The organism is Sphingomonas endophytica (assembly GCF_001476895.1).
Classification (GTDB): Bacteria; Pseudomonadota; Alphaproteobacteria; order Sphingomonadales; family Sphingomonadaceae; genus Sphingomonas; species Sphingomonas endophytica_A.
The window spans coordinates 1-685 of record NZ_LDTB01000189.1; the positions used below are offsets into that span (position 1 = coordinate 1).

1 protein-coding gene is annotated in these 685 nt (G+C 56.8%); it reads left to right on the plus strand.

Annotated elements, in window-relative coordinates:
• Positions 1–361, plus strand: a 361-nt coding sequence (locus tag NS334_RS18905) for a hypothetical protein (RefSeq protein WP_206542707.1), incomplete at its 5' end; no start/stop codon positions are given.
• Between the last annotated feature and the right edge of the window lie 324 nt (positions 362–685).

Below are 685 nucleotides of genomic sequence, written 5' to 3' on the forward strand. Positions count from 1 at the left end.
CGGCAAGGCCGCTGCCGTGGTCAGTCCAAAAGCGACCACCCATCGACCATACCTTACCTTACCTCAACGAGGGGGCGCCACCGGCGCAACCGCCTCGTGGTGTCAACATCCGGTAACTGCCGTAGACCAGTGCGGCAGTTTCAGTCGGCGAGGAAGCCCTCTCGTAATAAAGTCTCAGAATGCAACACTCTTACAACCCGGCTCGACTGCAACGGGCTTCGACAGGATTTTTTTACTGGCCGATGCCTTACCTGATATCGGCCGGTCCACGGCAACCATGTGTTTGATGATCGCGGATGCGACACCTACCGCAGCCGCCAACGAGATCGCCTGCGGACACATCGGGCAATCTGACGGTTGACGGAGATGCTACACCAACCATCACCACGGGAAACGCCGGTTTAGTCTGAAAAGACCCGATGGCTTGGCAAGTTGACCATGTTGCGGCCGTGAACGCCATTACCAACATTGGGAAGCGGATGCGACACATTGGAGCCTCCGCAAGCAAGCAACCAATGGGATCCTTACTCCATAACGGGCCACTACGAAACTCAAATTAGGCCACAAGCGGTTAAAACAGGTGAGCTAGTAGGAGCGGTTGGGCAGGACGATCCTAGCCGCGATCGCCGGAAGCACCCCCATGAGGGAAGACCTGCCAGATGCACGTGCAAGGACGCTATTAGAA